The organism is Paraburkholderia sp. SARCC-3016, assembly GCF_031119615.1.
In the GTDB taxonomy this organism is placed as follows: Bacteria; Pseudomonadota; Gammaproteobacteria; order Burkholderiales; family Burkholderiaceae; genus Paraburkholderia.
Map to the genome: position 1 here is coordinate 220,419 of NZ_JAVHZD010000006.1, position 23,548 is coordinate 243,966.

General features: G+C 62.6%; 17 protein-coding genes and 4 pseudogenes. 5 read left to right on the plus strand and 16 right to left on the minus strand.

The genetic code is table 11. From position 1 onward, the window contains the following. The first annotated feature begins 233 nt into the window (after positions 1 to 233). Both QYH69_RS08700 and QYH69_RS08705 read left to right on the plus strand, forming a co-directional pair. Complete coding sequence (locus QYH69_RS08700) at positions 234 to 1,223, plus strand: AAA family ATPase (RefSeq protein ID WP_308831478.1); 990 nt, start codon at positions 234 to 236, stop codon at positions 1,221 to 1,223. Next, positions 1,220 to 3,004 (plus strand): cobalt chelatase, encoded by a 1,785-nt coding sequence (locus QYH69_RS08705; RefSeq protein ID WP_308831479.1) that lies wholly within the window; start codon positions 1,220 to 1,222, stop codon positions 3,002 to 3,004. Before QYH69_RS08700 ends, QYH69_RS08705 begins: the two co-directional genes overlap by 4 nt. Here the strand turns inward: QYH69_RS08705 and pta are convergent. Beyond that, positions 2,908 to 3,990, minus strand: coding sequence for a phosphate acetyltransferase (gene pta / locus QYH69_RS08710; RefSeq protein ID WP_308831480.1), 1,083 nt, complete (start codon positions 3,988 to 3,990; stop codon positions 2,908 to 2,910). The genes QYH69_RS08705 and pta overlap by 97 nt on opposite strands. 132 nt (positions 3,991 to 4,122) lie before the next feature. Next, on the minus strand, positions 4,123 to 5,952 hold the full coding sequence (xsc, locus tag QYH69_RS08715) for a sulfoacetaldehyde acetyltransferase (RefSeq protein WP_308831481.1): 1,830 nt from the start codon (positions 5,950 to 5,952) through the stop codon (positions 4,123 to 4,125). 549 nt (positions 5,953 to 6,501) lie between these two features. Here xsc and QYH69_RS08720 point away from each other — a divergent pair. After that, a complete protein-coding gene (locus QYH69_RS08720) occupies positions 6,502 to 7,545 on the plus strand; it encodes an acyltransferase (protein ID WP_308831482.1) in 1,044 nt (347 codons plus the stop codon). Between the two features lie 205 nt (positions 7,546 to 7,750). Then, positions 7,751 to 9,979, plus strand: coding sequence for an NADP-dependent isocitrate dehydrogenase (locus QYH69_RS08725; RefSeq protein WP_308831483.1), 2,229 nt, complete (start codon positions 7,751 to 7,753; stop codon positions 9,977 to 9,979). A 328-nt stretch (positions 9,980 to 10,307) separates the two neighbouring features. Here the strand turns inward: QYH69_RS08725 and QYH69_RS08730 are convergent. The 11 genes and pseudogenes from QYH69_RS08730 to QYH69_RS08780 all read right to left on the minus strand — a co-directional run bounded on the left by QYH69_RS08730 (position 10,308) and on the right by QYH69_RS08780 (position 18,828). Next, positions 10,308 to 11,456, minus strand: a pseudogene (locus tag QYH69_RS08730) (methionine aminotransferase). 83 nt (positions 11,457 to 11,539) lie between these two features. After that, positions 11,540 to 11,755, minus strand: a complete 216-nt coding sequence (locus QYH69_RS08735; RefSeq protein ID WP_308831484.1) for a DUF2934 domain-containing protein — start codon at positions 11,753 to 11,755, stop codon at positions 11,540 to 11,542. Between the two features lie 417 nt (positions 11,756 to 12,172). Beyond that, positions 12,173 to 13,195 carry an LLM class flavin-dependent oxidoreductase gene (locus QYH69_RS08740; RefSeq protein ID WP_308831485.1) on the minus strand — a complete coding sequence of 341 codons (1,023 nt, stop codon included), beginning with the start codon at positions 13,193 to 13,195 and terminating at the stop codon, positions 12,173 to 12,175. A gap of 213 nt (positions 13,196 to 13,408) precedes the next feature. Beyond that, positions 13,409 to 13,814 (minus strand): annotated as a pseudogene (locus QYH69_RS08745) (allantoicase); the annotation flags it as partial. Between the two features lie 68 nt (positions 13,815 to 13,882). Beyond that, the gene (locus tag QYH69_RS08750; RefSeq protein ID WP_308831486.1) at positions 13,883 to 14,548 is read right to left on the minus strand and encodes an urea carboxylase-associated family protein; all 666 of its coding nucleotides are present in this window, start codon (positions 14,546 to 14,548) and stop codon (positions 13,883 to 13,885) included. Beyond that, positions 14,545 to 15,327: an amino acid ABC transporter ATP-binding protein gene (locus QYH69_RS08755; protein ID WP_308831487.1), complete on the minus strand. Its 783-nt coding sequence runs from the start codon at positions 15,325 to 15,327 to the stop codon at positions 14,545 to 14,547. Before QYH69_RS08755 ends, QYH69_RS08750 begins: the two co-directional genes overlap by 4 nt. Positions 15,328 to 15,333: 6 nt before the next feature. Beyond that, the gene (locus QYH69_RS08760) at positions 15,334 to 15,996 is read right to left on the minus strand and encodes an ABC transporter permease subunit (protein WP_308831488.1); all 663 of its coding nucleotides are present in this window, start codon (positions 15,994 to 15,996) and stop codon (positions 15,334 to 15,336) included. A 1-nt stretch (position 15,997) separates the two neighbouring features. Further along, on the minus strand, positions 15,998 to 16,678 hold the full coding sequence (locus QYH69_RS08765; RefSeq protein WP_308831489.1) for an amino acid ABC transporter permease: 681 nt from the start codon (positions 16,676 to 16,678) through the stop codon (positions 15,998 to 16,000). Positions 16,679 to 16,694: 16 nt separating this feature from the next. After that, a complete protein-coding gene (locus QYH69_RS08770) occupies positions 16,695 to 17,330 on the minus strand; it encodes an urea carboxylase-associated family protein (protein ID WP_308831490.1) in 636 nt (211 codons plus the stop codon). A 12-nt stretch (positions 17,331 to 17,342) separates the two neighbouring features. Continuing rightward, positions 17,343 to 17,969, minus strand: a complete 627-nt coding sequence (locus QYH69_RS08775) for an urea carboxylase-associated family protein (protein WP_308831491.1) — start codon at positions 17,967 to 17,969, stop codon at positions 17,343 to 17,345. A gap of 10 nt (positions 17,970 to 17,979) precedes the next feature. Next, positions 17,980 to 18,828, minus strand: a complete 849-nt coding sequence (locus QYH69_RS08780) for a transporter substrate-binding domain-containing protein (RefSeq protein WP_308831492.1) — start codon at positions 18,826 to 18,828, stop codon at positions 17,980 to 17,982. A gap of 320 nt (positions 18,829 to 19,148) precedes the next feature. Between QYH69_RS08780 and QYH69_RS08785 the strand changes: the two genes are divergently transcribed. Next, on the plus strand, positions 19,149 to 20,030 hold the full coding sequence (locus QYH69_RS08785; RefSeq protein ID WP_308831493.1) for a MurR/RpiR family transcriptional regulator: 882 nt from the start codon (positions 19,149 to 19,151) through the stop codon (positions 20,028 to 20,030). Positions 20,031 to 20,152: 122 nt separating this feature from the next. Here QYH69_RS08785 and QYH69_RS08790 read toward each other — a convergent pair whose 3' ends face one another. The 3 genes and pseudogenes from QYH69_RS08790 to QYH69_RS08800 all read right to left on the minus strand — a co-directional run. After that, positions 20,153 to 21,049, minus strand: coding sequence for an oxidoreductase (locus QYH69_RS08790; protein WP_308831494.1), 897 nt, complete (start codon positions 21,047 to 21,049; stop codon positions 20,153 to 20,155). Between the two features lie 577 nt (positions 21,050 to 21,626). Continuing rightward, positions 21,627 to 23,088: pseudogene (locus tag QYH69_RS08795) on the minus strand (ISNCY family transposase). 190 nt (positions 23,089 to 23,278) lie between these two features. Then, a pseudogene (locus tag QYH69_RS08800) lies at positions 23,279 to 23,548 on the minus strand (ISNCY family transposase); the annotation flags it as partial.

Sequence of the window (23,548 nt, forward strand, 5' to 3'; positions counted from 1 at the left end):
CTGCGTTTGCGGTGGAATCGATCGATGACACGGGTGGCTCCCTCCCGAGGTGCCGCATTGCCGAATGCTTTTACCGGAACAATTTGTTCCCAGCAGCAGGATATGAGTCAAATGTAGGCCACCCGTCCGTTGTGGTCAACTTTATATAAAAATAAACGGTACGATTTGTATCTAAAAATGAATCGGTTTATGATGTACTCGAGCGGCCGAATGGAACGTGTGAGGAGAGCGATGTGACCGAGATCGAGACCGGCAAGCCGGACCGCATCGTCGATGCGCGCAGCGTATTCGGCATCGACGTTGATCTGAAGGTGCCCGCTTTCAGCGAGCGGGACGACCACGTGCCCGAAATCGACGACGTCTATCTGTTCAACCCGCAAGTCACGCTGGCGATTCTTGCCGGCTTTATGTGCAACCGGCGCGTCATGGTGCAGGGGCTGCATGGCACGGGAAAGTCGTCGCATATCGAGCAGGTCGCGGCGCGTCTGAACTGGCCGTGCGTGCGCATCAATCTGGATGGGCATATCAGCCGGCTCGACCTGGTCGGCAAGGACGCGATCGTCGTGCGCGACGGCGCCCAGGTGACCGAGTTTCAGGAGGGCATCGTGCCGTGGGCGCTGCAGCGCCCCGTCGCGCTCGTATTCGACGAATACGATGCCGGGCGCCCCGACGTGATGTTCGTGATCCAGCGCATTCTCGAAACGGACGGCAAATTCACGCTGCTCGATCAGAACCGCGTGATTCATCCGCATCCGTCATTCCGGCTGTTCGCTACCGCAAACACGGTAGGGCTCGGCAATCTGAACGGCCTTTATCACGGCACACAGGCGCTCAATCATGCGCAGCTCGACCGCTGGAATGTCGTGGCCAACCTCGATTACCTGTCGCGCAACGACGAGATTCGCATCGTATCGGCGCGCGTGCCCGCACTGGCCGACGACCGCGGCCGCACGCTCGTCGAATCGATGGTGAGCGTGGCCGAACTCACGCGCAAAGGTTTCGCGACCGGCGATCTGTCGACGCTGATGTCGCCGAGAACGGTGATCAACTGGGCCGAGAATATCGGCATCTTTCGCGACGCGGGGCTCGCGTTTTGCCTCACGTTCCTCAATAAATGCGATGAAGCGGAGCGGCCGATCGTCGCGGAGTATTTTCAGCGCGCGTTCGATGCGGAGCTTGCATCGTTCGAAGGCGCCGGCGCGCTCCCGCTGGAAACGCGATGAGCGAGCCGGAACGCGCCGCCTTGCAGCGCGCCGCGCGCGCGGACGCATTGCGCGCGACGACCGTGCGCGCGATTACCGGCGATGCGGCCTTGCACTACAGCGGTGGCCGGCTATGCCGGAATATGACGCCGTTGCCGTTTCACGCGCCGCATTTGCGGATCACACGCGATGAGCAGGCGGCGGCGTCTTCAGCTGCTCCTTCAGTTGGGTCTTCAGTTGGGTCTTCAGTTGCATCCTTCCGCGGCGCAGCCGATGGCGCCGCGTTGCGCGCGCTTCATTCGGATACCGAATGGCATAGGCAGCACATGCCTGTCGATCCAGTCGAACGGCTGCTTTTCGAATCGCTCGAACAGTTGCGCTGCGAATCGTTGTTGCCGCCGGGCATGCCGGGCCTTGCGCACAATCTGCGCGTGCGTTTCGACACGTGGTCGCACGGCGTCCATCTGTCGGGCCTGATCGATGGCGAGGCGGGCTTGCTGCTCTATACCGTCGCGCAAATGTGCTGGTCGCGGCTGTCGGGCTGGCCGGTGCTCGAGGAAACAGAAGGGCTGATCGAGGCGACCCGCGCTTTTGTCGCGCCCGTGATCGGCGTACCGCTCGCGAACATGCGCCGGACGCGTCACGATCAACAGGCCTTCGCGGTGCACGCGCTCGAACTTGCGCGGCAGGTGAGCGCGGTGATCGACGCGCAGCGCGCGGCCGCCGGACTCGACGACGACGACACGCAGAACCGTCAGAAAGAAGAGGCAACGCGAAACGCGTTTTCGCTGTTTCTCGAATTCGAAGACGGCGACGACGAGGGCATCGCGCTTGCCGATACGGGCGAGAGCAGGGTATTGCGCGCGTCGGAGCACGGCTATCGCGTGTTCACGAACCGCTACGATCGCGAGGCCTATGCGGCGAGCTTCGTCCGCCAGGCGCTGCTGGCCGAATATCGCGAGCGTCTCGACGAACGGATCCGCGCGCAGCCGATCAACGTCGCAAGGCTCGCGCGCATGCTGAAGGCGGCGCTTGCCGTGCCGGAACGCGACGGCTGGTCGTTCGGCGAGGAAAGCGGGCGCATCGATGGCCGGCGGCTTGCGCAACTGGTCAGTTCGCCGGCCGAGCGGCGGCTGTTTCGTCTCGAGCGGCACACGCCGATCTCCGGATCGATCGTCGGCTTTCTGATCGATTGCTCGGGTTCGATGAGAGCGCGCATCGAGCCCGTGGCGATGCTGGTCGACGTGCTGGCGCGCGCGCTCGACGGCGCGGGTATCGCCAACGAAATTCTCGGATTTACGACCGGCGCGTGGAACGGCGGTCGTGCGCGGTCCGACTGGCTTGCGCACGGGCGCCCCGAACATCCGGGACGGCTCAACGAGGTGTTGAATCTCGTTTTCAAGGATGCCGACACGAGCTGGCGGCGTGCGCGCGCCGATATCGCCGCGTTGCTCAAAGGCGACCTGTTCCGCGAAGGCGTGGACGGGGAAGCGGTCGAATGGGCATGCAACAGGATGCGCGCGCATGCGGCGAATCGCCGGGTGCTGATCGTCATTTCGGATGGCAGTCCGATGGATGCCGCGACGCATCACGCGAACGATGCGTACTACCTCGACAACCATCTGAAGCAGGTGGTCGCCGAGCAGCGCGCATATGGCGACGTCGATGTGCTCGGTCTCGGCGTCGGGCTCGATTTGAGCCCGTACTACCGGTACTCGCTCGCTGTCGATCTGTCTGCGGCGCCCGATATGGCGCTGTTCTCGGAGGTGGCGCGCTGGATCGGCAAACCGGCGGCGGCCTGAGCCTGCACGCAGGTCACCGCGATTACATAGAAGATGTCGTCGGCGCTGCAGCCCCGCGATAGATCGTTGGCGGGCTTCTGCAAACCTTGCAGCAGCGGGCCGATCGCCTTCGCGCCGCCGATCCGTTCGGCGAGCTTGTAGCCGATATTGCCCGCATCGAGACTCGGAAAAATCAGCGTGTTCGCATGACCCTCCACTTGCGAGTGATGCACCTTGCGCAGCGCGATTTCGGCGACGATCGCCGCATCGAGCTGCACGTCGCCGTCGATCGCGAGGCCCGGTCGCGCGGCCTGCACGAGGTGCGTCGCCGCAACGACCTTGTCGACGGCTGCATGCTTCGCGCTGCCGCTCGTGGAAAACGACAGCATCGCCACGCGCGGCTCTTCCATCAGCAGACTGCGCGCGCTGTCGGCCGCGGCCATCGCGATCTCGGACAACTGCTCCGCATCGGGATCGACGACGAGTGCGCAGTCGGAAAAAATCAGCCCGCCCTTCATCGTGTGGAACGGCTCGCACAACATCATCAGAAAGAAGCTCGAGACGAGCTTGAACGACGGGCGGATGCCGATCAGCTGGATAGCCGTGCGCACGACATCCGCTGTCGTGTTGACGGCGCCGGCGATCGATCCGTCGGCGTGACCGAGCCGTACCATGAGGTTCGCAAAGCACAGCGGCTGCAGCGCCTCTTGCTGTGCCTGCTCGCGCGTCATGCCCTTCCTGCTGCGCAGCGCGAACAGTTCGTCGGCGCAGGCGCGCGTGAGCGCGGACGTGGCCGGGTCCACGATGTCGATGCCGGTCAGATCGACGTTCGCACTTTGCGCCGCATGCCGCGTGCTGTCCGGTTCGCCGACCAGCACGATGCGCGCGATACCGGCCACGGTCGCGCGTTGCGCGGCCTCCAGAATCCGTGCGTCGCCGCTCTCGCACATCACGATGCGCATCGGGTGCTCACGCGCCTGCTCGATGATCCGGTTGATCGCTTTCATGGCTGTGCCGTGCGGTTCGACCTCGGGTCCGGTCTCGCGACCGTCCCCGGGTTCTTCGTGATCAAGACGGCATTTCCGGCGCGCGCGGCTGGCTTGCTCGCGACCGGAAATGCCGGGCTCGTCCCACGAGGCTCAGACGTAGTCCTTGTACTTGTCGAGCAGGCGTACGGGCTTCGAGAGCGCATCGCGGCGGAACGGGTCGCCGAGTTCGCGCGTGCACATGATCTCGACGATCGTGGTCTTGCCGTGATTCATCTGCATGTCGATCGCCTTCTTGAGGGCAGGGCCGACGTCCTCGAGCTGGTCGACGACGATGCCTTCGGCGCCCATGGCCTTCGCGATGCCCGCGAAGCTCGGGCTGTCGAGTTCGCCTGCCACGAAGCGCCGGTTGTAGAAGTCGACCTGATTCTTCTTTTCCGCGCCCCACTGGCGGTTATGGAACACGACCGCGGTCACGGGGATGTTGTGGCGCACGCAGGTCAGCGTCTCCATCAGGCTCATGCCCCACGCGCCGTCGCCCGCATACGAGACCGCGGGACGATGCGGCGCCGCCACTTTGGCGCCGATGATGGTCGGGAAGGCGTAGCCGCAGTTGCCCCAGCTCATCGCGGCGAAGAAGCTGCGCGGCCGGTTGAAGCGCAGGTAGCTGTTGGCGATCGAGTTGATGTTGCCGATATCGGTCGACACCATCACGTCTTCGGGCATCGCTTTCTCGAGCTCGCGCAGCACCTGGCGCGGATGCAGATACTGGCCGCCGGTCGGCGTGCGTTCGTTTTTCTGTTCCTCGATCATGTCGAGGCTGAAGGGATCGCGCTCGTGCGTCCACTCGTCGAGTTCCTTTTCCCACGCGGCCTTTTCGGCGGCGATCTGGCTCGCGCGTGCCTCGCGCGTCGCGTCGCAGGTCAGCGTGCGGGTCTTCAGGCGCTCGGTCAGCGCGACGGCCGTCGCTTTCGCGTCGCCGCAGATGCCGACCGAAATCTTTTTGACGAGGCCGAGCATTTTGTGGTCGGCGTCGATCTGGATGATTTTCGCGTTTTGCGGCCAGTATTCGAGGCCATGCTGCGGCAGCGTGCCGAACGGCCCGAGACGCGATCCGAGCGCGATGACGAGGTCGGCCTGCGCGAGCAGTTTCATCGCCGCCTTGGAACCCTGATAGCCGAGCGGGCCGCACCACAACGGATGACGCGCGGGGAACGAGTCGTTGTGCAGATAGCTGTTGACGACGGGCGCGCCAAGCCGTTCGGCCAGTGCTTTGCATTCTTCGATCGCGTCGGCCATGACGACGCCGCCGCCCGAGATGATGACGGGGAATTTCGCCTGCGCGATCAGATCGGCGGCCTCGTTGAGGCGCTGGTCGCCGCCCGCGCCGCGGTCGAGGCGCTGCGGCTGCGGAATCTCGGCCTTGATCTGGCCGTAGAAGTAGTCGCGCGGAATGTTCAGTTGCGTCGGTCCCATTTCGGACATCGCACGGTCGAAACAGCGCGCCGTGAACTCGGCCATGCGAGCGGGGTGCGTGACGTGCCCCTGGTACTTCGTGAACTCCTGGAACATCGGCAACTGCCTGGCTTCCTGGAAGCCGCCGAGGCCGATGCCCATCGTGCCCGCTTCGGGCGTGACGACGACGACGGGACTATGCGCCCAGTAAGCGGCCGCGATCGCGGTGACGCAGTTGCTGATGCCCGGACCGTTCTGGCCGATCACGACGCCGTGGCGCCCCGACACGCGCGAATAGCCGTCTGCCATATGGCCGGCGCCCTGTTCGTGGACCACGGGAATGAGGCGGATGCCCGCGGGCGCGAAGATATCCATCGCATCCATGAAGGCGGAGCCCATGATGCCGAACATGTCCGTCACGCCGTTGGCGGCGAGGGTTTCGACGAAGGCCTCGGAAGGCGTCATGGCCTGCGGACCGGTGACGGTGGCCGTGCCGGGGTTCGAGTGCGCGTGATCGTGTTCGCTCATGGTGTCTCCGTGATTGCATTAAATGGAACGAAATGTTCCTGAATATTTGTGCATGAGACGAATGTAGGTCATGATGACTTCGCCGTCAACCTGTTTTGAAAAATAAACGGTACGTATTGTCTCTAAAAGTTGACCTGCTACAGGGCGGCGGGGCGGGCGCGCGCAGGCAAGCTTCGGTGGGGCGCGCGCTGTCGTGCGCGCTAGCGCTTGCGCCGACCGCACGGGCCCGACTTTCCGTGCTGGTGCCGTCGCCATAACGTCTGGTTAAAGGCGGCGGGCAGGTCTGCCTCCGGTCTAACCCTTTCCCTGAAGGTTTTTGACTTCTTCTTTAAAGCGGCAACTCCAACAGACGCCTATTCATATTGCATTCGGATATTCGGCATCGTTAACTCGCGATTATTTAAAGGCATTTAATTTTCTTTTTTTGAGCGGGGAGGTTTTGTAGTGTTCGAGTGAGATTCAGGAAGTCCGTTTCGCCCGAGGTTGATGATTGGTCTGATGATTTGACGGGCCATATCAGTAGTGCCAAGAATTCACGTGGAAACTGGCATGAAAAACCGATACGAAGTGATTGATGCATTGCGCTTTGTGCTCGCTTCATGGGTCGCAATAGGACACCTGGGCCATTTCCCGATCCTGGGCAGACAGGCGATCGGTGCGACCGGCGCGATTCATTCGATGGATCGATTCATCCATTCGCTGATATGGGGTTTACCAGCGGTCATGGCTTTTTTCGTGATATCGGGATTTTGTATTCACTCGCCGTTCCGGCGGCCCGGCCGAATTCCAATCCTGAAGTTTTACTTGCGGCGCTATATCCGCGTGCTCGCGCCGGTCGTGGTCACCGTTACGCTGATGTCGCATCTGTTTCCCGAGATGCATATCTTCGGCAGCGATTCGATTTTGTGGAAAAGCATGCTGTGGAGCCTCGTCTGCGAGGAGATCTATTACGCCGTCTATCCAGCGCTTCGCGTGATTCGTTTCAAGGTGGGCTGGTGGCCCGTAATGGGCGTCACGATTGCGACGAGCATCGTGCTTTCCGATATTTTTCGCCGCGCGGCTGAATGGTCCGACATCGGTCCGATCGCAACGGCGTTGATCCTGTTTCCCGTGTGGATCAGCGGATGCATCCTCGCTGAAAAGGCGCAGGCATTAGAACCGTTGGCAAGCGCGTGGGCGATATGGGCGTGGCGCATGAGCGCGTGGCTCACGATGTGGATCAGCGAATTCCTGCTGTTTCATATGGGTGTTTCGAAAGTCGTCAGCATGATGTATGTGGGCGGCGTGGCGTATTTCTGGGTTCGCGCGGAGATCGCTTATCACAAGAACCGCGCCGCTTCGCCATTGCTCGTGGCGGCCGGCGCATTCAGCTACTCGCTGTATCTGGTCCATCCGAGCGTGCTCGAAGCCGTGAAGCGTTACGTGCCCGCGGTCGACGAATACACGCGTTCAGGATGGCTATTCACCGCGATCCTGACGCTGGTTTACGCGTACATCTTTTATCTGCTGGTCGAAGCGCCGTCGCATCGGCTAGCCAAGGGCATCAAGCTGTCGCCGGTGAACACGCCGGTGGTGACTGAAGAACTGGCCTAGCGCGCGTCATGAGTCGGCAATATTTGCACGCGCATTTTCGACGGCATTTCCGGACATTTTCGGGGTATTTCGGCAGGGAAGCAAACCGGGGCGCGATTCACCACGGCGGTGCATCGCGCAGTTGCGGGCGGAGATAACGCTGCAGGATCCGCCCAGATCAACTAATATCGCCGGTTTCACCCTTTTGTGTAAACGCTGAATCGATATGTCCACGCCGCCGAAGATTATCTACACCCTCACCGATGAAGCTCCCGCGCTCGCCACATATTCGCTGCTGCCGATCGTCAAAGCCTTTACGCGATCGTCGGGCATCACGGTCGAAACCCGTGACATTTCGCTTGCCGGCCGCATCATCGCAGCATTTCCAGACTATCTGAAAGCCGAACAGAAGGGTGCCGACGATCTGGCGGAACTGGGTGAACTCACCACGCGTCCCGAAGCGAACATCATCAAACTGCCGAACATCAGCGCCTCGGTGCCGCAGTTGAAAGACGCGATCACGGAATTGCGCGATCTCGGCTACAAGCTGCCGTCGTATCCCGACGTGGCCAAAACCGATGCGGAAAAGGACATCAAGGCGCGCTACGACAAGATCAAAGGCAGCGCGGTGAATCCGGTGCTGCGCGAGGGCAATTCGGACCGGCGCGCGCCGTTGTCGGTAAAAAACTATGCGCGCAAGCATCCGCACAAGATGGGCGCGTGGAGCGCGGAGTCGAAAACGCACGTGTCGAGCATGAGCCACGGCGACTTCTACGGCAGCGAGAAGTCGGCGCTGATCGGCGAGGCAGGCAGCGTCAGGATCGAGCTGACGGCGGCCGATGGCGCGAAGACGGTGCTGAAAGAGACGGTGGCGGTGCGCGCCGGCGAGATCATCGACGCGTCCGTGATGAGCCGCAAGGCGCTGCGCGCGTTCCTCGAGGCGCAGATCGCCGATGCGAAGCAGCAGGGCGTGCTGTTCTCCGTGCACCTCAAGGCGACCATGATGAAGGTCTCGGACCCGATTCTGTTCGGCGAGGTCGTGTCGGCTTTCTATAAAGATGTGCTGGCGAAACACGCGGATACGCTGGCGGCGGCGGGCTTCAATCCGAACAACGGCATCGGCGATCTTTACGCGCGCCTCGGCGATCTGCCGGCGAGTACGCGCGACGCGATCGAAGCCGATATCGCCGCGCAGTACGCGCAGCGCCCGCCGCTCGCAATGGTCAATTCGGACAAGGGCATTACCAATCTGCATGTGCCGAGCGACGTGATCATCGACGCATCGATGCCGGCCATGATTCGCGAGTCGGGCAAGATGTGGGGCGCGGATGGCGCGCTCTACGACGCGAAGGCGGTGGTCCCGGACCGCTGCTATGCCGGCGTCTACCAGGCGACGATCGAGGACTGCAAGCGTCATGGCCCGTTCGACCCGGTCACGATGGGCAGCGTGCCGAACGTGGGTCTGATGGCGCAGGCGGCCGAGGAATACGGCTCGCACGACAAGACCTTCCAGATCGCGGCCGACGGCGTGGTGCGCGTGACCGACGCGGCCGGCAACGTGCTGCTCGAACACACGGTCGAAGCCGGCGATATCTGGCGCATGTGCCAGACCAAGGACGCGGCCGTGCAGGACTGGGTCAAGCTCGCGGTGACCCGCGCGCGCGCTTCGCATACGCCGGCGGTGTTCTGGCTCGACGCAAAGCGTGCTCACGATGCGCAACTGATCCGGAAGGTCGAGACCTATCTCCAGCAGCACGATGTGAGCGGCCTCGATATCCGCGTGCTGGCGCCGGTCGACGCGACGCGTTTTTCGCTCGAGCGCATCCGCGCGGGCAAGGACACTATTTCGGTGACCGGCAACGTGCTGCGCGATTACCTGACGGACCTGTTTCCGATCATGGAACTCGGTACGAGCGCGAAGATGCTGTCGATCGTGCCGCTGATGGCGGGCGGCGGCATGTTCGAAACGGGCGCGGGCGGCTCCGCGCCGAAGCACGTCCAGCAACTCGTGCAGGAAGGCTTCCTGCGTTGGGATTCGCTCGGCGAGTTTCTCGCGCTGGCGGCATCGCTCGAGCATCTGGGCACCGCATACGGCAATGCGAAGGCCAAGGTGCTGGCGACGACGCTCGATGAGGCCACGGGCAAGCTGCTCGACCTGAACCGTTCGCCGGCGCGTAAGGTCGGCGGCATCGACAACCGCGGCAGCCACTTCTACCTGAGCCTTTATTGGGCCGAGGCGCTGGCGAAACAGACCGAAGACGCGGAACTGAGCGCCCAATTCAAGGACGTGGCGGCCGCGCTTGCGCAGAACGAGGCGCGCATCGTCGAAGAACTGGCGGCGGCGCAAGGCAAGCCGGTGAATATCGGTGGCTACTATCGTCCGAACACCGATCTCACGAGCAAGGCGATGCGGCCGAGTTCGACGCTGAATCGCGTGATCGACGCGATCGCGTAATGCAACTCGGGGCGGCTGTCGATGCCGCTCCCCGCGAACTGGCACGGTGTGATGCCGGCCCTGGGTTCTGCGTGAGCTTCTCGCGCGAAACCAGGGCCTTTTTGTTGAATGTGCGGCGGGATGGAACAGGGACCGCTACGACCTGTTTGATTCTATAGCGCAGCACGCGCGATTCGGCTGCGCAATCCCCGCCCGATACACGCGTGCCGCGCCGCGTATTGCCGGCCGTCTACTGCAGTGAATCACCGCTGACTGCGTTTCATCGACATAGTCGGAAATCTTCCCGGCGACGCCGCGTCGAATGCCGGTTTTCCGCGGCTGCAACCGGTTATAAATCGTGCTGAGACAGAAGACGCCCACCTTCACGCAACACGTCGTCATGCTGGCAGAAGCTAAGCCGTATCATTCCCGTGTCCGCGCCGTCGCTGTAGAAATGCGATAACGGAATCGTGCCGACGCGTTTTCGCCGCAGCAGATCGAGCACAAAGTCGCGATCGCTTTTATCCGAAACGGCGCGGAAATCGGCCAGCAGGAAAAATCCGCTGGCACAGGGCTTGACCTTTAGCGCCGAGCCGCGAAGCGAATCGACGAGGAGATCGCGCTTCTTCTGGTAGAAATCGGCCAGATGCAGATAGTTGTTCTCGTCGTCAACCGAGGCTGCAAGCGCCATCTGGAATGGAGCAGGGGCCGCGTAGACGAGATACTGATGAACCATTCTGATCTCTTTCATGATCTCCGCGGGCGCGACGCAATATCCGACGCGCCAGCCTGTCACATGAAAGGTCTTACCCAGTGAAGTCGGAGGCCAAGCGGTCATAGGAAGACAAAACATTCTACCAACTCCTTGGCTCACAGAACGACATGGCTACGATCCGACTTCGGACAGAATCACGATGTCGGTGCCTCGCGTTATCGCGATCAGGCGGTCGATATCGTTCTGATCGAGCACGCCACCGAGCGGGTTATGAGGCGTGTTGACGATGATCATGCGCGTGCGCGGCGTGATTGCAGCCTGAACCCGATCCCAGTCTATTTTCATCGTGCCGAGTGGAATCCTGACCGGAACCGGTGTGGCGCCTTGCAGCCGGATCGTGGGCTCATAGCATTCGAATGCCGGATCGAAATAGATCACTTCGTCGCCGGCATGGACGAGTGCCGTGATCGCCGCATAGACCGCCTCGAGGCCGCCCGCGGTGACGGTGATTTCCGTGTTCGGATCGTACTGCGCCCCGTAGAGCTTCGCTGTTTTCCTCGCCAACGCCTCGCGCAGCGGCAGCACGCCGGGCATCGGCCCGTACTGGTTAAAGCCTTCCTGAACGGCCCGAAATGCAGATTCGACCAGGTGCGGGTCGGGAGTGAAACTCGGCGCGCCCTGCCAGAGATTGATTGCCTTGTATTCGGCGGCGAGTTGACCGACCACGGAAAAAATGGAAATGCCGCTATTGAGCTTCGATTTCAATACGAGTGAGCTTTGCATCGTCGAGACCGGGTATATTTTCTGGAAGAGGAGCTTGATCAAAGGATCGCAACGGCGACCGAAAGCTTCGGCTAAAACGTCCGTTACTTGCTGTTGGGTTTGTTCGCAAACGGTTGGGTCAGTAGCCCACGAGCAGCCGTCGCTTCGTCGATGGGCGCAGCAATCGAGGCCTCTTCATCGAGCATCGCTTGTGCTTTGGGGAAGTACTCGGCCAGCCGGCCTTCCTGCCGGCCGTCCTGTTCCCATAGGTAAACAGCACGTATGCGGAGCGCTGCATCGCTGGATTTCTCATCGAACATCGTGTCGTTCCTCGTTCAAATTTACGAAAGGCGACGCTTAAGCCAATCGACAGGCGCAAGCGGAAGCGCTCTTTCCTTAACGCTTGAGGAATGCCACTATTTCATTCGCGCACGAGAAAGCGCGCGACGGGCAGGCAAGCACTGATCGACGGCCTGCTTTCTGAATCGAAAGCATGGCGCGCAATTAACTGCTGGAGTGACCCGCTTCCGTGATGAGCCGCGTGCTGCGGCGGCCGCCGCCGAGACGGCGGCGTCAGCTGGGGGAGTTTGGTACGCGGTAGCGGCGCTCAGACTTTCGTGACGCGGCGCGAGCCGCCCGCATAGGATGGGATTGGATTCGTAGCGATTGCTTCGCCGTCCGGCTCAGGAGCGGGGCGCGACTGCGGGCAACATTGATTGCATCATGGTTCAAAGGGCCTATCGCCATCCGAGCCCTGGCGCGACATGCGTCAAAATCGAGCCGATCACATGGGCGCAATACTCGACACCCAACTGATTCGGCACGGTCAAAAGCAACGTATCGGCTTGCGCAATTGCCTCATCCTTTGCAAGCTGCTCGACGAGCCTGTCGGGCTCTGCCGCGTAGGTGCGGCCGAAAATTGCACGGATGTTCTCGTCCAGCATACCAACGGTGTCCTCGCTATGGGAATCGCGCCCAAAATACATGCGATCCTCGTCGTTCATCAAAGCGAAAATACTGCGGCTGACCGACACGCGCGGTTCCCGGTTATGGCCAGCTTCTTTCCATGCCTGCCGGTAAGCGCGAATCTGCTCTGCCTGCTGGATGTGCAGAGGGCGGCCCGACTCGTCGTTCTTCAGTGTCGAACATTGCAGGTTCATCCCCATCGTGGCCGCCCAGACCGCGGTGGCGTCCGAGCCCGAGCCCCACCAGATCCGCTCGCGAAGGCCTTCGGAATGCGGCTCTACGCGCAGCAGGCCCGGCGGATTCGCAAACATCGGCCGCGGATTCGGTTGAGCAAAACCTTCGCCGCGCAGCACCTCGTAAAACACCTCGGTATGGCGCCGCGCCAGATCGGCATGCGTTTCGCCTTCCTGCGGCGCGTAACCGAAATAGCGCCAGCCGTCGATCACCTGTTCGCCGGAGCCGCGACTGATGCCAAGCTGCAGCCGTCCGCTTGCGATCAGATCTGCTGCGCCGGCATCTTCCGCCATATAGAGCGGGTTTTCGTAGCGCATGTCGATTACAGCAGTGCCGATCTCAATCCTGCTGGTTCTGGCGCCGACGGCAGCAAGCAGAGGAAACGGCGACGCGAGCTGGCGGGCGAAGTGATGAACGCGAAAATATGCGCCATCCGCGCCGAGTTCCTCGGCGGCCACCGCGAGGTCGATGGATTGCAGCAGGACATCCGATGCCGAACGTGCCTTCGAATGCGGGGTATTGGCCCAGTGGCCGAATGAGAGAAAGCCGATCTTTTTCATTCCAGACTTCGTGCGTATGCGTTCGATGAGAAGGTGCGGGATGTCGATGAAGCATAGCGCGATCGCCAGCGGGACGCTGGCAAGACTGAAAAGCGGACATCCGGACTTGGCCCAAACCAGACGTCACCGAATGGCCGATTCCGGTGTCCAATGTACGAGCTCGGTCCGTGACGGAGGTGCCGCGATCGAGCGCCCCGGCCCGAGCGCGCCGCATCATCGTTCGGCGCGGCGGAAGAGCCGCAGGCGCGAGACGCCGCCATCCGGGAATATGTTAAAGCGTACGTGCGTGACGAGCGGCGCGGCGTCCGGCTCGAACGTGTGCGCATGATCCATTTGCAACGACCGTTCGGCGAGGAGCACCGGCCAGAACATCGACTGTGTGACTAGCGATTCGCCCGTACCGCCTGTCACGCTCGCTCCGTGCGGCGAACAGCGATCCGCGAAGTTGCGCTTGAAGTGAGCGGTATCCACGACGATGCGCGATGCGTCCCGGCTTCGCGAGTTCGACGATGCACCAGTCGTTGCCCGGCTCGCGGCGCCGTTTCGTCTCCCAACCTTCGCCGATGTTTACCGCGTGATGCGGCAACAACAGATTCGAAGCAAGGCCGAAGTGCTCGTTTGTCCGCAGCGACGACGGGCGCGTCGGCGGGAATAGTCGGAGTTGCCATGGCTATTGGTGGTACGCGGTCAGGTTGCCGGGACCCACGTCTGAGTGCCGGGCAGGTCGGAATGGAAATCGTCGAGCACGACGATGTCGACGGGCTTCGGCGTGTTGTCGCCTTGGCCCTGAATGTTCACGATGTCCTGCGGACACGCGGAAAACGCGACGAAGCAGTCCATTTCCGCGCGCAGCGTGATGTACTCGCCGGGCCGGGTGACGGTAGGCAGCGTGTGCAGCGTGATGCCGTCCGGCTGCACGCGGATATTCATGAAGATGTTGAACGACGCGAGGTTGGGACGCGGCGGCGTCACGCCGAGTTCGAACATGCCCTCGAACATGTTGTCGCAGCAGTTGCGGTGATAGCCGCGCGCACCAAGCAGTTCGTAGCGCTTGCGGTCGCAGGCGGCCATGAAGGTGTCGTGGACGCCGGGCGTGGTGTCTTCGACTACCGTCAGGATCGGATGACGCTGGTTGGTGACGAAGCTGTCGCCCACGACCGGATTGAGTCGCTGGTTCCAGACACGCGTCGTCTCCATGCACATGTATTCGGAGAGGTCATACGCGTTCCAGGCCCAGCAATCGACGACCTGGGTGCCGTGCGTATTGACCACCCTGACGGCCTGGCCTGCCTGGAGACGAACTGCCTTGCCGTGTCCGGCGGGTACGGTGAAAGGGGAAGGAGAGGAGGTCATGAGCGGGACTCTTGCGGTGTAGAACGGTGAAGGAACTGGCGCAGACGCGCCGACGAAGGGTGATCGATGACCCGCGCGGGCGGCCCCATCTCGACAATCTTGCCGCCGTCCATGAAGACGATGCGGTCGGCCACCTCGCGCGCAAAGCCGATTTCGTGGGTGACGACGATCATGGTCGTCGCGCCGCTCGCGAGCCCACGCATCACAGCGAGCACCTCGCCGACGAGTTCGGGATCGAGCGCGCTGGTCGGCTCGTCGAACAGAATGACTTCGGGCGCCATGGCGAGCGTTCTGGCAATGCCCACGCGCTGCTGCTGGCCGCCCGAGAGCTCCGCGGGCATCGCGGCGTGCTTGCTGGACAGGCCGACCTGGCGCAGCGCTTCCACCGCGATGTCGCTCGCTTCGAGGCGCGACATGCGCTTGACGCAGAGCAGACCCTCCATCACGTTTTCAAGCGCACTCATGTGCGGCCACAGGTTGAAGCTTTGAAACACCATGCCGATCCGGCTGCGTTGCGCGCGAATCTGGTACTCGGGACGCGCCGCCGCGTCCTCTCGCAGACCGACGCGTTCGCCGCCGATCCACACCTCGCCGGAGTCAGGCGGCGAGAGCCAGTTCAGGCAGCGCAGCAGCGTGGACTTGCCCGAACCGGACGGCCCGAGTATGCAGACCACTTCGCCGCGCGCGACGTCGAGGCTCACGTCGTCGAGAATGCGTTGCGGGCCGAACGACTTGACGATGTTTCGGGCGCGCAGCGCAGCAGAGGCGTTCGTATTCATAGCTGTTTACCGTCCGGGCACGAGGCCATGAGTGCGTGCAATGCGGCGCTCCCAGTGGCGGGTGGCGTGAGCGAGTGCCGCCGTCGCCGCCCAGTAGACGAGCGCCACTGCGAAATAGACTTCGAGCGGCGCGTAGGTTTCAGACACCACGCCCTTGGCGACAAACATGAATTCGTGCACCGAAATCACGGAGAGCAGCGCCGAGTCCTTGAAAAGACCGATCAGCGCCGGCAGCAGAAGGGGCAGCGCTTGCGGCGCTACGATTCGCCGCGCGATCGCGAGCGGTGGCATGCCGAGGGCGACACCCGCCTCGATCGTGCCGGCCGGCACCGCGCCGATGGCCGCCTGGATCACCTGCGCGACATACGGTGCGTAGTAGATCGCGAGCGTCACGACGCCGACCACCGGCGCGGGCAGTAGCAGGCCGAAATCGGGCAACACATAGAACGTCACGTACAGCAGCACGAGCAGAGGCATCCCGAGTGTGAGCGCCATATACACGTCGATCAGCACGACAAGCGCGCGCGGTCCGCGGCGCCGGCCCACGACCAGGGCAATGCCGAGCACGCAGGCCAGAATCGCGCTGAGAACACACAGCCAGATCGTGTCGACGAAGCCGCCGAGCAGCGGCGACAGATAACCCGCGAGGACACCGGGATCGAACCTCATGTCAGGCGCCTCGCATCGCCACAGCCGCGTCGCTGCGCGCGGAGGGCGTCCGTTGCAGACGCCGGCCGAGCGCGATCACCGGCAACACCACGGCGAGATAGCCGACGCTGACGAGGAGCATGATCTGGGTAGACGTGTAGATTCGCGCGGTCACCATCTGCCCGGCGTAGGTCAACTCGGTGACGGCGACCACGGAAGCGAGCGGCGTGGTTTTCAGAAGGATCGTGAACTCGTTGACGAGCGCGGGTACGCTTGCCTTCAGTATCTGCGGCAACGCGATCCGCCACGCGATGCGCCACGGCGGCATGCCGATCGCCGTCGCGGCTTCGAGCTGCCCACGCGTCACCACGCGCAGGTTGCCGCGCAGGATCTCTGCCGTGTAAGCGCCGCTATTGAGGCCGAGCGTGAGCGCGGCGGCCAGCATCGGCTTGCCGCCCAGGCCGATCAACGGCAGCGCGAAGAACACCATGAACAATTGCACGAGCGAGGGCGTGCCGCGCATGAAGCTGATGTACAGGCGCGCGAGCCAACCCAGCGGCGCGAAGCGCGTGAGTTGCATAGCCAGCGCCAGATGGCCGCACACAAGACTGGCCGCCGCGCCGAGCAGGGTCAGCTCGACGGTGACGAGCCAGCCGTCCAGCAGGGACGGCGCGCTTTGAATGACCTGCGGGTCGAGCCACATGCAGTTGTCCTCGAGGTTACAGCTCGATCAGTTCTTCCGCCGTCGCCAGTTCCAGCATGCCGGGCTTGTCGTTGCCGGGAATGCCGGTGCAGCAGGCCGAGACGATGAATACCAGGTCCGCGACCACGCGGCACGCGATGAAGTCGCCTGCTCGCGTGGCGTTCGTTTGCGGCTCGATGCTGCCGTCCTGATGCAGGTCGACGTGCATGAAGAGGTTGATCGGATCGGGCAGCTTCGGCGGGGTGAGACCTTCTTTTGCGACGACCATGGCAACCGATTCCACGCATCCGGTCTGTCCGGTGTAGCCGTTCGCTTCCAGATAGGCGGTGGTCGATGCGGGCAGCAGCAGGTCGTGACGGCCGACGGTATCCTTGCCGAGCACCAGCAACGCGCGGCGGCGGTTGCTGACAATCCGCATGCCGGCCTGCAGCACGTACGAATTGCTGAACACGCGCGTGTGGTGCACGGACATGAAAATGTCCGGATTACTGCGGCTGAATGCGAAGATCGACGCGACGGCGCCCGCTTCCCTGGCTTCGATGCGCAGGATCTGGCCAGCCTTGACGTCGATCGAACGGCTTTCGCCGGCCGGCACGACAACGCGTGTCGGCGCGAGCGGCTCGCGGGCGGGAGTATCTTTGAGTAGAAGCATGGTGTCGGTGCGTTACGCGGCGGAAAGTGCGGACGGAGGCGACGCGTGGACGGAGATCGCGATGTCGGTCACGCGCAGGCCGTTGCCCGGAATGATGTCCTGCGGGCACGACGAGACCGCGCACAGCAGATCTTCGAGTACTTCGAACGTGATGCGATCGCCCGCATTGCTGGTGGGATCGGTCACCTGCATGCGGCGATCCGGCGTGACGGGGCCGTTCTGGAACAGATTGAACGGCTCGGGCATGTCGAACGGCGACAGGCCGTACAGCGCGAGGCCCGAGTGCATGTTGTCGAGACAGTTGCGATGGCCGGTCACGTTGAAATCGACCGCGAAACGCGTGTCGTCGCATGCGGGGACGTTCGCGTCGTGTATGCCCACGGTATCCTCGACGACGCGCAGCAGCGGGCGGCCGAGCGACGAGTACAGCGAGTCGCCGACGTCGAAGAACAGCGAGCGCAACTGGCGGCGCGTATGAACCGGCGAAAGTTTTTCGCTCATGTCGTCCTGAACCACCGCCACGAAGTCGGCGGCCTGCTGGCCTTCCACGTCCGTGATCGTCAGAAACTGGCCCGCCTTGACCTGAAAGGCGCGGCCGTGGCCGGCCTTTACCGTTAGCGCGAGAATGGGTTCGCTCATGCTGCCGGCCTCACTGAGCGGGAATGAAATCGGCCGACGGCGTATCGAACGTTACGCCGAGGTACTGCTTTTGCAGACGCGCGAGTTCGCCGCTCTTCTTCATCGCGAGAATCTCGTCGCTGATGGCTTTGTTCAGACGCGTGTCCTCGGGACGCGTGGCGAGCGAAATCCATTGCGAAGGTCCGAGTTCGCCCGTCAGCTTCATCTTGCCGGGGTTCTGCCTGACGACGCCCGCGAGCACGGTGAGATCGTCGAACACGAAGTCGGCGCGGCGCGTCATCAGCGCGGCGACAGTCTGGTCCACGCTATCCACGCTCAGGATGTTGATCGGCGCGAGGTTCCTGCTCTTCAGCGTTTCGTTGAACTGCTTGAGGATCGACTCCGGCGCGCTGCCCGTCTTGACGGCGCCCGTCATGCCGGCGAGCGATTCGGGCGTGGGCTGCGCAGGAATCTTCGTGAAGTCGAGGCGCACCAGTGCGCCGTTCACGGTCTTGCTGGTGGGCACTACGTAGGCGATGCGCTTCGCGCGTTCCGCCGTGACGTTGAGCGCGGAGCCTTCCATATCGAACGAATGCGCGAGCAGGCCGGGGATGATGCCGCTGAACGCCATGCGCTGATATTCGATTGTCACGCCGAGATGTCTGGCCACGGCCGCGAGAATGGCGGGGTCGTAACCGACGATCGCGTTGCTCGCGTCAGTGTATTCGTACGGGGCAAAGGTCGGATCGATCGCGACGATCATCTTGCCGCGGCTCTTGATGTCGTCGAGCGTGTCGGCGTGCGACGTCACGGCATGCAACAGCGCGGCGGCCGGGATGAGAGCAGCGAGGACGATACGGGTAAGGCGCGGCAGTGACATCGGGTTGGCTCCGTAGTGATGGTGTGCGAACGACGTAGCCGAAAGGCATGATCCGTACCAGCTTCGGATGAGAAACGTCTGTTTCACGAGTTTATCGCGTGAAACGCATGATTCTAAAGGTGGTGTTAAGAAACAGGAGTTTCAGAAAACGGGAAGGCTGTGCCAGAATGTGCGCGACGGCTCGCCGCATCAACGCACGACAGTCGTGCGGCGCATGCCGGCGGCACCGGGCTGGTGCGGTCCTGCACCGCGACAAACGCTTTCCATTGCCGCGGCCGGTTCGTGCCGTTGCGTGTTCACTCTGTTTTAATCGAGCATTCATGGCTGCATCACAGACGAAGAAAAACCGGCGTTCGGTATCGATAGAAAGCCGGATTGCCCAGCGCTACGACCAGTTGTCGGAGATCGATCAGCGGCTCGCGGACGTGATCCTGAGCGCGCCGGGCCAACTGGCGATGCTGACCGCAACGGAACTCGCCGCGAGCGCGCAGGTGTCGAAGGCGACAGCTACGCGCTTTTTTCAGAAGTTGGGCTACGAGTCATACGACGATGCGCGCGAGACGGCGAAGGCGGCGCTAATGGGCGGCTCGCCGCTCTATATGCAGGAGAGAGGAAGGAAAGAAGCGAACGGCGGGCTCGACGAAGTGGTGGAGGCGCACCTGAAGCACGAGGTGACGAACCTTGCCAACACCTACCGGTCGCTCGACAGGCAGATGCTGGCGGAGGCGGTGAGTGGAATCGCAAGCGCGCGAAGGGTAGTGATCATCGGCTACCGGCATAGTCACACGATTGCGACGATGGTCCGCCGCGAGCTCGTGCAGGTGCGCGGCGAGGTGATCGTGCTTCCTGCGCCGGGCGACACCATCGCGGAGTACATCGGCGATCTCGGCGCGAAAGACGTCGCGATCGTCATCGGCTTGCGCCGGCGGGTGCCCGCCGTCGAACTGGTGATGGCAGCGCTGGCCGAAGCAAGCGTGAGCACGCTCTACCTGTCGGATGTGATTGCGGGCAAGCCGGCGCGTCTCGCACGATGGGTGATCCGCTGCCATACGGACGGCATGATGCTGTTCGACAGCGTGGCGGGGATCGCCGCCATCGTCAATCTGATCTGCTCGCTGGTGGCCGAACGTCTGCGCGACCGCGGCAGCGCGCATTTGCAACGCGTCGAAGTATTGCATCAGCGGTTGCAGGAATTGGAATAAATGACACCGTGACGAAACGGAACAGCGGCCGCGCGATCAGGTGTGCAGACATTGCCCGACGGCTGGAATTCGAAGAACTCTGCGCGGTCGCACACGAAGCACGCCGTCAGGGCGCCGGTGTCTTAGCCAGGACCGTCGCTTGCCGCCGCGAGAAGCGGTACCACGAAATCGCTGAGCGGAGTGGCAATGCCGTGCAAGCGGGCACGTCGCTGCACTACCGCGTTACGGCTGTCCCATTCGAGCGGTCGGCCAGCCTCTCGGTCGGCAAGAATCGACGTGCCAAGATCGGCGGGCGAACGATGAAACGCGTCGACAATCTGCTGCGCAACGTCGTCATCGAGGCTTGCTCCTTCCGCGCGCGCGACTTCGAGACATTCGCGGAGATAGGCGAGCGATAGCGCGGTAATATCGGCGCGGGAAAACATGCCGGCGCGACGGCCCGCGAGAACCATCAGGCCAGCGAGCGCGTTTTGCAGAAGCTTTCGCCATGCCATCGAGGTGAAGTCCGCCGCTACATCGACCGTGCAGCGTGTGTCGCGCAACGCCGCCAGCACCAGGCCGGTGTGAGGCGTGTCGGGTAGGGTGATGCGCGGTTTGGCGCGCAGCCATACCGATGCGTCCGCTTCGCGCTGGGCGGGAAACCACACCACCGATGGCAGAACCGGGCAGCGCGGCACGTGAGGCGCGAACAGGGCTTGCTGTTCGACGCCGTTTTGCAGCACACAGACAACCGTTTTCTCGCTGCACAACGCGGCAAGCCATGGTGCGGCGGTTTCGATCTGCGTCGACTTGACCGCCACGAAAACGAGATCGAACTTATGCGCGACATCGGCGGGATCGGTTTTCACCGGTCCCGGCACGCTGATGGAACCGCCTTCGAAACGCAATACCAGCCGTTCGTGAGCGGTGCGGCCGAAGAGTGCGGGTGTGCGTCCAACCTCATGCAGTGCGGCAGCCACGGTGGTGCCGATTGCCCCTGGACCAATGAGTGCGATGGCTGAATATTTGAGGCTTGTCATTCTTTTGTCCTTTCTGACCCGCGAAGGATACATTTCTCCAGACCATGCGACAAATCACTTAAATTGACGGCTTTCTTTAGAAAAACTGTTCCGAACGAAAGGGCGATGAAGCTTATGCGTCGTCGTCGAGGCGACTAGTGTCGAAAGGCGAAGGGTGGCAAGCGACCCGTCTCGTTGGAAAACGAATCGCGCCGGGAACCGTGGAACGGGGTCACCTTAGGGAAAACCTGTAGCCCGACGCGTTCGCGTCCTTGATTCGATATTCGAATCCCGGCCTGGCGCGCCTCGCGCTTTCTTCAACGCATCCCCAGCATTGAATAACGAGGGCTTATAAAGAGGCACGGCCGGGCTTCAGCCCCAGCTCGACGATCGCCCGGATCATCTTCAGCCGGTCGAGTTCGCGCATGCTCAGTGTCACCAGTCCGGGTTCGTTCATCACAGACTCCGTGGTGTACGCGCGCCACAGCATGCGCCTCGCGGAGCCCCGAACCGGACATTTCTAACTGGCCCAAACCAGACATTACTAAATGGCCGTTACATCGTTTGTCCCAGCGAAGTTCAAATGTCGCGTTTCCCGCTAAATACAGATGTCGGGTTTTGCCTTGTCCTTGTTTATGTTTCTGGGGTGGGGCGGCGCAGCCGCCCCCCGTTCCCTCATTTCTTTGGCGCTGACTTCGAGAATGGCCTGGTTCAGATCGGCGACTTCGATCGCAAGCTGCTTCTTCAGCCCGACGAGCGCCTTCTTCGCGCGAACGACTTCGCCAATATGGGTGCGTGAGGGTGAGCCCGCCGCGCGCCGGTCATCACGCATCGCCTGAACCTGTCGCGCCACTTCCAGCGCGCCGCGAGCCGCTTGTTGTCGACTTCCGCGCCCTGGTCGATCTTCGTGATGCGGTCATATTCGGTGTGCGGCAAGACAGCGCCGTCGGCCTGCACCTCGATCGCGCCATCGGGATACTCGACCACCTCCACGTACTCATGGATCAGGCGACGATTGGCCGCTGTGTCCTCGAGCAGGTACATCACGCGGTCATACTGCACGGTGAGTGAATTTGTGACCCGGCGCGGCACACGGTAGGCGAGGATCTGCCGCAGATCCTCGCCGGCACCCAATACCCGGTGCGCGTCGTGAGCGCTGCGGGGCAGCTTGCCGAAACGCCGGTTGAAGTCGGCAATGAAGGAGGGCGCCCAGGCGTTGGCCGTCTCCCGCGTGCTGATGCCACGCAGCCTGAGTTCCTTGACCAGGCGGTCCTGCAGCGTCAGGTTGACGCGCTCCACGCGCCCCTTGGCCTGGCTCGAGTTGGCGCAGAACGCGTCAATGTTGAGCTCGTAAAGAGCCCGGCCGAACTGCGTGACTCCCTTGCCGAGGTGGCAGAGCGGTCCTTCACGTAGAACACGCTGGCCTTGTCGCTGTAGAACGCCACCGGCTTGCCGTGCGCACACAGATACTTCTCCAGCGCCTCGAAATAGCCGAAGGTCGACTCGGTGGCCGTGAAGTGCAGCGCCATCAGCCGGCTGGTTGCGTCGTCGATGAACACCAGCAGCGAGCACGCCGGCGCCCGCTGCTCGAACCAGCGATGGTCGCTGCCATCGATCTGGATCAGTTCGCCGTAGCACGCGCGGCGATTACGCGGCTGGTACACCTTCGGCGGACGGTCCTTGCGCGGGATCCACAGGCCCGCGGCCATCATCAGCGTACGCACCGTCTCGACCGCCAGATCGATGCCGTGACGTTCGCGCAACTTCTCGCACGCGAGCGTCGGGCCAAAATCCGGGTAGCGCTCGTGGATCAGTGTCAGCGCGCGCTGCGCCTTGCCGGGCGGCAACTGGTGGTTGCCCGGGCGCCCGCGCTTGCCCGACACGAGGCCCGCCACGCCGGCCGCGCGATAGCGTCGCACCAGACGCTCGATCTGCCGCACGCTCAGGCCGAGCCGTTCGGCAGCCTTGCCAGGCTTCAGCCGTGCCTCGGTCACTGCCTCAATGACCTTCAGTCGATCCACTTCGCGCATCGTCATCGTGATCGTCCCAGTCGTCTTCATCGCCGGCGCTCCCTGAGGGGTGTCGGGAATCATCCTGCACGCCAAAACACGACATCTGTATTTAGCGGAAACACGACATTTGAATCTGGGACTAACATACGTGTCGAGGCCAGATTCAGATGTCCGCTGTCCAGCCAAGTTCAGATGTCCGCTTTTGCGGGGTTAGAAATCTCTATCTCGGGGTTTCAACTCACGCAGTGTCGAAGGATGGCGCCTGAACGGGCAGGGCGCTTACGCCTGTTCCACTGTCGCTTGCGGACCGCCGGCCAGGTTTGCCGGGTGAGGGCTCAGCCTTTTTGTGTCGAGCCAGTTCCACAATTGCACGCTCCATATCGGCCTGGGTGAACTCGCGCTGCTTCTTCTTGCCCGGCTCACGTACGTTCCGGTTGGTCCGGGTCGAGTCGCCCCGGTTCGTCCGGGACGGAGCTTTACCGATCCTGCTGTTGTCGCGTTGAGCCTG

Excerpts from the sequence above, each read along its gene's own strand:
- QYH69_RS08755 (WP_308831487.1), bottom strand. The coding sequence starts at position 15,327 with ATGAATACGAACGCCTCTGCTGCGCTGCGCGCCCGAAACATCGTCAAG.
- QYH69_RS08765 (WP_308831489.1), bottom strand. The coding sequence starts at position 16,678 with ATGTGGCTCGACCCGCAGGTCATTCAAAGCGCGCCGTCCCTGCTGGAC.
- QYH69_RS08785 (WP_308831493.1), top strand. The coding sequence starts at position 19,149 with ATGGCTGCATCACAGACGAAGAAAAACCGGCGTTCGGTATCGATAGAA.
- QYH69_RS08725 (WP_308831483.1), top strand. The coding sequence starts at position 7,751 with ATGTCCACGCCGCCGAAGATTATCTACACCCTCACCGATGAAGCTCCC.
- QYH69_RS08775 (WP_308831491.1), bottom strand. The coding sequence starts at position 17,969 with ATGAGCGAACCCATTCTCGCGCTAACGGTAAAGGCCGGCCACGGCCGC.
- QYH69_RS08720 (WP_308831482.1), top strand. The coding sequence starts at position 6,502 with ATGAAAAACCGATACGAAGTGATTGATGCATTGCGCTTTGTGCTCGCT.
- xsc (WP_308831481.1), bottom strand. The coding sequence starts at position 5,952 with ATGAGCGAACACGATCACGCGCACTCGAACCCCGGCACGGCCACCGTC.
- pta (WP_308831480.1), bottom strand. The coding sequence starts at position 3,990 with ATGAAAGCGATCAACCGGATCATCGAGCAGGCGCGTGAGCACCCGATG.
- QYH69_RS08705 (WP_308831479.1), top strand. The coding sequence starts at position 1,220 with ATGAGCGAGCCGGAACGCGCCGCCTTGCAGCGCGCCGCGCGCGCGGAC.
- QYH69_RS08740 (WP_308831485.1), bottom strand. The coding sequence starts at position 13,195 with ATGAAAAAGATCGGCTTTCTCTCATTCGGCCACTGGGCCAATACCCCG.
- QYH69_RS08770 (WP_308831490.1), bottom strand. The coding sequence starts at position 17,330 with ATGCTTCTACTCAAAGATACTCCCGCCCGCGAGCCGCTCGCGCCGACA.
- QYH69_RS08750 (WP_308831486.1), bottom strand. The coding sequence starts at position 14,548 with ATGACCTCCTCTCCTTCCCCTTTCACCGTACCCGCCGGACACGGCAAG.
- QYH69_RS08780 (WP_308831492.1), bottom strand. The coding sequence starts at position 18,828 with ATGTCACTGCCGCGCCTTACCCGTATCGTCCTCGCTGCTCTCATCCCG.
- QYH69_RS08735 (WP_308831484.1), bottom strand. The coding sequence starts at position 11,755 with ATGTTCGATGAGAAATCCAGCGATGCAGCGCTCCGCATACGTGCTGTT.
- QYH69_RS08790 (WP_308831494.1), bottom strand. The coding sequence starts at position 21,049 with ATGACAAGCCTCAAATATTCAGCCATCGCACTCATTGGTCCAGGGGCA.
- QYH69_RS08760 (WP_308831488.1), bottom strand. The coding sequence starts at position 15,996 with ATGAGGTTCGATCCCGGTGTCCTCGCGGGTTATCTGTCGCCGCTGCTC.